An 8,610-nucleotide genomic window follows, 5' to 3' on the forward strand; every position below is an offset into this window, starting at 1 on the left:
AAACAAGCCTACGAAAACCCGTTCCAAGACTTACAGCTACGGCACTTATAGACAGCGTAAGGGTATTGCGCGGTTTGCGCGCAATACTCTGAGCGCCTTCATGAGCTTGTTGGTAGCGGCGCAACCCATCATGGCACAAACAGCTAACATCGTGGCTGACGGTGCGGGCACGTCAGTCTATGAAGCGGGAAATGGTGTCACGACAGTTGATATTGCAACGCCTAACGCAGCTGGCCTGTCCCAGAATACATTCACAGATTTCAGCGTCGGCAATGGCGGCGCAATCCTGAACAACTCAGATGCACCGCTCACGCAATCGCAATTAGGCGGGCTGTTGCAAGGCAACGGCAATCTGGCCACTAGCGGTTCGGCACGTGTCATTCTTAATGAGGTTACGAGCGGCAATCGGTCTGTTCTGGAGGGTGCACTCGAGGTCCATGGCGCCTCTGCTGATGTCATCATTGCCAATGCCAACGGCATCACCTGCGATGGCTGCGGCTTTATCAATACCCCTCGCGTGACACTCTCAACCGGAAGCGCTGAACTGGATGCCAATGGGGCACTCGCCGCATTCCGTGTGACCGGCGGCGATGTGCTGATCGGGGAAAACGGTGCCGATCTGCGTGGATCATCCATTTTCGATATCGTCTCGCGGCGTATTTCCGTAGAGGGGCCGATTGCCGTGGACGGCACCTTGGGTCTGACAGCGGGTCGCAACAGCTTTGACTATGCGACACGCAATGCCACCGCACTTGCCGACAACGGTGATGGTCCGGCGATTGCGATTGATAGCTCGCTTTTGGGCGGCATGTACGCGGGTCGGATATCTGTTGTGTCGACCGAAGCGGGCTCTGGCGTAAACATGCAAGGTCAGATGGCATCAAACGCAGGCGAGATGACACTGACGGCCGATGGCAGACTGATCCTGGCACAAGTGCAGTCCGCTGGCCCTGTGCGGGCAACATCCCGGTCCGCCACTGTGCGCGCCGAGCGGACGATCTTTTCCGATAATGCGATTGTTCTGCAGGGCATGACGGCTGTGGAGATTGCAGAGGATACGCTTGTGGCCTCGCAGGGCGATGTGAGTGTTCTTGGTAACGGCATTTCCTTGGGGCAAGGCGCTATCGTTGCCGCCGGTACCACTCGTGACGGCGCAATGACCCAGTCAGGCAATCTGTCGCTGGTAGGCGACACCATCAATGCGGGTGAAGGGCGCCTGCTGGCAGGGATCGCACTTACGCTGGAGGCAAGTGTTGTTGACCTGTCACGAGATGCAACCGATGCTGACGACAACCTGCGCGCTTTGAGCGATTTGACTATTACAACGGATGATTTAACCGCCACGAACGGTCAAATTCGTGCTGGCGACAATCTGACGATTGTCAGCAACGGCAATCTCACTGTTGTAGGTGGTGATTTTGCATCTGTAGGCGGGCTCACCGTTTCGGGTGCAAGCATTGCAACGAACGCGACACTGAAGACCAAAGGCACAGCAGCGGTGCATGCAACAATCGGCTCTGTCACGAACAACAACCGTGTGGCTGGTGATGCCCGCACCGTCGTAACGGCGCAGACAGATGTCATCAACACTGGCGATGTGCTGTCGCAAACAGCTGTTTCTGTAACTGCCGGTGGCGCTGTTACTAACCGCGATACAGGGCAGATTATTGGTGCCGTGGCCGACGTGACCGCGCAGTCGTTGGACAACAGAGGACTGATTGCATCACAAACGGGTGCATTGGCTGTGGCCACGGAAGGCAATTTGGACAACACGGGCGCCCTGGTCGGTTTGTCTGCATTGAACCTGCGCGCGAACGGTGCTGTGACGAATGCGGGCGACGTGGTGGCCCAAGGTTCGATTGCAATCACAGGGAAGGACGGCGCAGCAGCCGACATTATTACGAATGAAGTCGGTGGTCTCATCAACGGGGGTGCCGGTTTGCGTCTTGAGGCTGCATCCCTGGACAACGCCGGTTCAACGGGCTCGTCATCCGGGGCTTTAATTGCTGATTTGACGGGTGACCTGATCAACACCGGCTTGCTCTATTCGAGTACGTCCTCGACCTATCGGCTGGATGGTGATTTTCGCAACACGAACGCTGATGTGATTGCTGAAACTGATTTGACGATTATCGGGCTGACGAGTTCACGGGCGGGTGAAGTTCTGAACAACTCGGGCACGATTGAAGCCATTGGCGGCGATATTTTCATTGCCGCAGAGGGTATCGTTAATGCGCGTCCTGCACCAACCATTACAACACTGCCGCCCATTGTTGAAGTAACTGGCTCTGATCGCCCAAGACGGCCAAGCCGCGGGAGTACGCGCAGGGCGACACTGACGACAACTACGACCCGTGGAAACCGCAGCGCATAACGGTGCTGCGGCGAGTATCTTGGCGGGTGGTGATCTGACTTTGGACGCCACCACGGTGACCAATGACTACAGTCAAATCATGTCCAACGGGGATCTGACAATCGCTGCCGAGACGGTCACCAATACCGGGCGTGACTTGATTGAGACGGTTGATGTAGTGGCGGTCACACATCACTGGCGCCGTTCGTGTCGCTATGACGTATTCGGCATTTGCGTTGGTACCAACAGCCGACGCTGGGAAACCACCCGAACAGATCAGACAACGGCGACGATCAGTGCTGAATATGCAACCATCCAGGCGGGTGGTTCGCTGAACGCACTGGTTAGCGGCTATCTTGCAAACGACGCAACACGCGACGGTGCAGACCAGATCGGCTTGACCTCTGGCGACCGTGCCCTCGCAGATGCCGATGCCGCAAGCAGGAACGGCGATAGCTTACCCGATCTGAATCTGAGCATTGATACGGTTCTGGGCCGCCAGGCGCTCTTCGATCCAACGACTGACCCCAACGCACCATATCTGGTTGAAACCCGTCCCGACTTCATCGATCCAAGTCTCTATTTGGGCTCAGACTATTTCCTTGGCCAAGTGAGTGGCTACAACCCCGACCGGACCGTGCGCCGTTTTGGCGACAGCTATATCGAGACACGGTTAGTGCGCGAACAGATCTTTGGATTGACAGGCGAGCGGTATCTGAATGGATCACTGGATGATGTCGCGCAGATGCGCGCCCTCTATGACAATGCCATCGACGCACAACACAATCTGAACCTGACCGTCGGCGTTGCTTTGACCCCTGACCAGATCGCAGCGTTGACGAATGATGTTGTATGGTTGGAAACGCAGTTGGTGGAGGGTCAAGAGGTTCTGGTGCCTCGGCTTTATCTCTCGCAAGCGACACTGGCGAATATCGATCTGAACAGTGCGCGCATTACGGGTGGTCAAACGGATATTCTGGCAGGTGCGATTGCCAACTCTGGTAGGATTTCGGGTGTAAACAGACTGGATTTACGTTCGGCCACGGTCTTTGCCAACGATGGCGGTAGTTTATTTTCGAATGCCGATATAACGATCAATGCCGGTACCATCTTTGCCAATCGATCCGGCTTGATTGTCGGTGATGGCGACATCGACATTGCCGCCGCCGAGGTCATACACAATACTCTGATGTCACGAGACGATATGCCATCGGGGTACAATGATCGGGTACAGCAGATAGCCAGCATCCAAGCTGGTGGCAATTTGCGGATCGACGTGACCGGTAGTGTACAATCCACCGGCGGAGAGTTCGTGGCTGGCGATGCCTTGACTATTAGCGCAGGTGATGGGGTCGAGATTTCCGCATTGGCACTTGAAACCAAGCGGGAGGATGAAATCAGAGGCGGCTATGACAATGAATTCAGCCGCACCAATACCCTTGCCAGCATTGCTGCGGGCGGTGACCTGAACATAACAACCGGTGGCGATCTTACATTGCGTGGCGTTGACGCCAGCGCTGGAGGTGACGCGGCCCTAACAGCAGAGGGTTCGGTGGAGATTGCGTCGGTACAGGATGTTGATCAGTCAGATTTCAGTCTGGAAATTGATGGCGGGTTGCTTGAGGTTGATACCAGCATCCGGCAGCAAGATGTGTCAGTTGAAACCCAACGCACGGTAATTGCGGCCAGTGGTGGTTTAACGATCACATCGAACACAAGCAATGTGACGGTGGATGCTGCCATTTTGGAGAGCGGTGGCGAAACGCGCCTCACGGCGGCAGGCGAAGTGCGGCTCCTGGCAGAAACTGACAGTACATTCCAGCAGGACTATCTGCGTGAGGAAGATCTGTTGTGGTGGAGCGAAGAAAACGAAGGTCAAAGCGTTGAAACCATTGAGATAGTTGAAGTTTACGCTGATGGTGGCTTTACGATCAATGCTGGTACCGGGATCGTCATTGAGTATCAGACCCACGAAAATCTTGACGATGCCCTCACCACAATCTCGGCGCAGCCGGGTCTGGAGTGGATGGGCAACATGCGTACCGATCCAAGTGTGGATTGGACTGGAATCAAAGCCACGGTTGAAGAATGGGACTATGAAGAGCAGGGTCTGACAGAAGCGGGCGCCTTGCTGGTAACGGCTATCGTGACCTACGCAACAGGCGGCCTAACCGCTGGTTGGGCTGAAGGCATCGCCGCCAGCATAGGGGCGGGTGCAACAGGCCAAGTTGTGATACAGGCTGGCATTAGCAACCTGATCACGCAGTCATCCGTGGCCCTCGTGAACAACCAGGGAGACCTGGCGGCGACCCTCGAACAGCTTGGTTCCGATGAAGCCCTGCGTAGCCTTGCCACCGCGATGGTCTCTGCTGGCTTCACCGCACACCTCAACAACGCGGCTGGTTTGGGAAACTTTGATCCGCAGACCGTGACCGCAATGGAAAACACCATCCACCGCGTGCAAACAGGCCTCATTAGTGCGTCTGTAAATGCAACAGTTTCCACCGCAATCAGCGGCGGTGATATTGGTGACAACCTCACTGCAGGTTGGACAAATGCCATGGTCATGGCAGGGCTTGCCGGAGTGCAACACAAAATCGGTGACTTCGGTGATACGCATGGGTTGCCGGATGGCAGCCTGCCCAAAATGCTGGCACATGCCGTTGCAGGTGGTCTCGCGTCCGAGGCATTGGGCAGATCCTTCGCCGATGGGGCGATGGCGGCCGCGTTGGCAGAGGCAACAGGGCCGTTGGTGGGGGATACAACGTTGCCGCTCGATCGGCAGGCTGACTTGCAACGGCTCATCGGAACAACGGCCATCCTCATTGCAAGTGATGGTGACGCAGATGCCGCAAGCTTTGCGGGTGAGGTTGCTGCATCAGTCGAAGAAAACAACCGTCAGATGCATCTTGAGGAAGTTGAATGGGCGGAAGCCAATGCTGAAGAGTATCAGCAATGGCTTTGTCAGAGCGGAGGTAAGTGCTTATCTCGTGAAGAAGCACAGGCCGCTTTGCTGCTGGAGCTAAACAGGCGAGTTAGTGACGACTTCCGGTCGTTACCAGAAAACGAAACGGCAGCAGCGTTCATTGCATCCCAGGCACCGAGCGGATTGATGGTGGATGGCCAATCCTTGTTTGCCGACTTGTCTCAAGGACAGTCCGAAGAATACCTGAACTCTACGATAAACATGCGTGAGTTTGGCACGATTGCCGAGTCTCTCGCGTTTGTCGATCAGTTTGGCCTCGCTCCTGGCTACGCAACCTTTACGGCGGCGCAAGGTATCGGTGGCGATCTCTATGCATACTTCGATAGCTATGGCCGATCGGATCTGACGCAGTTCATTCTTGCGAATAAAGGGATGTCAGACGCAATGTCTGCGCAGGCTAGTGTGCTGCTCAATGCTGTGCAGTCTGGGAGAATCCCACGCGAGCAAATTGCTGAAACGCTGGATCTTATCAGCGAGCTAGAAGATCTGTCCGCCGGTTTCCGCAACATGAATGTACATGCGATGGTTGCTGGTAGGCAAAATGGCTTGTTGAGCCTGAATGATCTGTACTTTGGGGACGGTACTGAAGAAGGCGCAGCGGTCGTGCAGGCCTTTGGGCAAAGCTTACAGGGTCTGGCTATCTCCAACGCCGTCGTGATGCGGACGCTCGGCATGGAAGGTGTCTCAACGACGAGGATCGGTGACGCTCCCAATAGAACATCCATTGAGACATCGAACGGGGCTTTGGTTAGGTCGGTTGATAGTCCGAATTATTCAGTAGCAACTGAAGTCCAATTGCCGAGTAACGCGTATCCCGGTGTTTCACGTCGTAGACATAACCAGATTTCAAACCAAGCGTTGCATGAGGCATTTGAGGCTGATCCAGCTTACGCAGCGCAGATGGAAAATCTGTATCCGGGTATCGTTGATGGTGTAAGACCAGGTCCAAGAGGTGCTTTCCCAGATAACAGACCTACACCGGATGTAACTTGGCACCATGGAACTGAGCCGGGTCAAATGCAGTTAGTTCCGTTTGATCAGCACACGGCACCGGGTCCTGTGCAAGAAACACTTCATCCAGGTGGTTCCGGTGGATACGCAGATTGGGGTACTGAATGATCGACACAACACTGGGCGACATAATGGAAAACCTTGATCGGTTTTCTTGGAAAGATTGGGTCTTCATCCAAATCGAAGAGAAAATATCGTCTTCATCTCGCTGCTTGGTAATCGATACCAACGAAGCGGAGTTGGGTTCTGATAACTTCACACCACTTGCGGCGGAAAGACTGGGCATGAAAGAGTTCTTGTCGATACAGGATTTGCAAGGTGTTTTGAAGTATTTGGCCCACTACCAAACTAATGCATCAACGGCGGCTAAGTGTGCCGCTGCTACATACTACTTTGAGTATGATGCGTTCATGCCATCAGAAATGCTGAACCGCGCCGGGTTTGCCGGAGGCTCCAACTCATGAGTAGGATGGAGCATCATGATAAAGACGACGAACAGATTTCACCAGAAGCGCGCGAGCGCGCTGTACGGATGGTTTTGGAAGGCGCAGGGCAGCATGAGAGCCGTTGGGCGGCGATTGTGTCGATTTCCTCGAAGATTGGCTGCGCGCCGCAAACACTGAACGAATGGGTCAAGAAGGCTGAGGTTGATCGCGGTGATCGTGCTGGTGTCACGACCGAGATGGCTGCGAAGATGAAGGCGTTGGAACGCGAGAACAGCGAGTTTAAGCAGGCCAATGAGATCCTGCGTAAAACGATGCGAAGCTGGCCGCCTGCCGTACTCAAGAGTGCGTTGATTGGCATTTAGCTCAAGTCGCAGATTTTGATGATCTGCGAGACGCAACCGGTGAATTGGCTCCAAGGATTGGTGAAGATTTGTCACTTCCGCCGAGCAAGTCTTTCGGGCGCTTAACCTCTTGCAGAAGTTCGTGCAGGGTTCCCTTTGAGATTGTCATTCATGCTTTCCTTCGGTGAAGCATGAACCGGATCAGTCATACACAAAAGACCGGACACTCTCAGACAGGGGTCTGCTGAAAGAGAGCTCACCTCGGGCACCGAAATCGGAAATAACTAATTGACGCACAGATCATCATGCGAGTCCGGACGCTAGAGTGCTTCTGAAAGGGTGCACACTGTCTCATTTAACCCTTGCGATGCGGGCGCCATCCACACAGAGCATTCGATTTATGGTCTGCACTGATCGAACAGTGGACAAACCCGATATTCAAAAGCTTTTCCCAAAGTCTAGCAATTGCGGCAAAACGGTCATCCGTTCCGATCTCTCCAAGCTCAAAAGAAAGGCCCCAAGTGCGAAGGGGCCTTGCTAATTCTCACTTCATTGCATGCGAAGGGGACCAAGCCATGCCGAACAATGGCCGTATTGCATCGACCTTGTTTTCAGACGCTGATGCACGTTCCAGGATCTCCATCAGTCCTCGTCGGGGCGGGGTCCCGTCAAGGGCGCGGAAGGCGACGCTTTGAAGGGTGCGATCAAGCTCCGCCTTGGCTTTCGCTGCGAAGTCGCGACGTTCAAGATGGCGGTTCTCCTCGACAAAACCGGTGATCTCGACCTCCAGCCGCTTCAGGCTTGCCATTATCTGATCATTGTAGCCCCGCACTTCGGCTGCGATGTCTTCCGCGAGGAGCGGCATCACATCATCCAAGGAGTCCTTGGCAATCAAGCCCAGAAGGTTCTTTTCCTGCGAAAGATCGGAAAGAGCCTTGTGCTGAAGCGCATAGAGGTCCGCCTTAATCTTGATCCGGTGACCATCCTCAAAGGCAATCACATACCCTTCCAGCCCTTCAAGTGCCCGGGTGTCCCGCATGAAGCTGGCCACATCCTCGACCTGCCCGAAGGACTGCACGACCGGCACATCATGCTTGGCCGCAATACGCGTGATCTCCTCCATCGAAAGATAGAAACCAGTACGGATTTCCCGGATCGCCAGCAGCGTCAGCTCAGGTTTGTCGTAAAGCACGACGATCCGGTTTTCGGGCCCAGTATATTCGAAGATCGCAGTAAACCCGGCCTCCAGCATCTCGAGCGCGACCGCCCGCACCCCGCCAGAGGCCAACGTCAAAGCGGTCCGCCCGTGGTCCGTAATCCCCATCCGAGTCATGAACGCCATCTCCCCGTCCACAAGGGCCGGGTGGATCATCGACCCGTCCAGCTTGTCGAGGATCAGATGCGGTTGGTCCCAAGGTTCATCCTGAGGCAGCCGTTTCTCTCCCAGATTGAAGAATTTATGGAACGGCCGTG

The 8,610-nt window shown here is 54.9% G+C and carries 4 protein-coding genes and 2 pseudogenes; 5 read left to right on the forward strand and 1 reads right to left on the reverse strand.

Annotation, left to right across the window (positions count from 1 at the left end; all coding sequences use genetic code 11):
- The first annotated feature begins 100 nt into the window (after positions 1–100).
- The 5 genes and pseudogenes from SLH47_RS19375 to SLH47_RS19390 form a co-directional block, all read left to right on the forward strand.
- Positions 101–2,374: a filamentous hemagglutinin N-terminal domain-containing protein gene (locus tag SLH47_RS19375; protein ID WP_320241841.1), complete on the forward strand. Its 2,274-nt coding sequence runs from the start codon at positions 101–103 to the stop codon at positions 2,372–2,374.
- A pseudogene (locus SLH47_RS26395) lies at positions 2,355–2,510 on the forward strand (hypothetical protein); the annotation flags it as partial. The gene SLH47_RS19375 and the pseudogene SLH47_RS26395, both read left to right, overlap by 20 nt.
- A 519-nt stretch (positions 2,511–3,029) precedes the next feature.
- Complete coding sequence (locus SLH47_RS19380; RefSeq protein WP_320241842.1) at positions 3,030–6,458, forward strand: DUF637 domain-containing protein; 3,429 nt, start codon at positions 3,030–3,032, stop codon at positions 6,456–6,458.
- Positions 6,455–6,814 carry a hypothetical protein gene (locus SLH47_RS19385; RefSeq protein WP_320241843.1) on the forward strand — a complete coding sequence of 120 codons (360 nt, stop codon included), beginning with the start codon at positions 6,455–6,457 and terminating at the stop codon, positions 6,812–6,814. The genes SLH47_RS19380 and SLH47_RS19385 overlap by 4 nt, the downstream gene beginning before the upstream one ends.
- A gap of 5 nt (positions 6,815–6,819) precedes the next feature.
- Positions 6,820–7,104, forward strand: a pseudogene (locus tag SLH47_RS19390) (transposase); the annotation flags it as partial.
- Positions 7,105–7,681: 577 nt separating this feature from the next.
- On the opposite strand, the gene SLH47_RS19395 reads toward SLH47_RS19390, so the two are convergent.
- Positions 7,682–8,610: RNA ligase (locus SLH47_RS19395; RefSeq protein ID WP_320241845.1), on the reverse strand; the 929-nt coding region annotated here is incomplete at its 5' end.

It is taken from the genome of Cognatiyoonia sp. IB215182, assembly GCF_033963905.1.
GTDB lineage: Bacteria > Pseudomonadota > Alphaproteobacteria > Rhodobacterales > Rhodobacteraceae > Yoonia.

Bases quoted from the DNA above. Each gene is read 5' to 3' on its own strand.
- SLH47_RS19375 (WP_320241841.1), top strand. From the start codon at position 101: ATGAGCTTGTTGGTAGCGGCGCAACCCATCATGGCACAAACAGCTAAC.
- SLH47_RS19385 (WP_320241843.1), top strand. From the start codon at position 6,455: ATGATCGACACAACACTGGGCGACATAATGGAAAACCTTGATCGGTTT.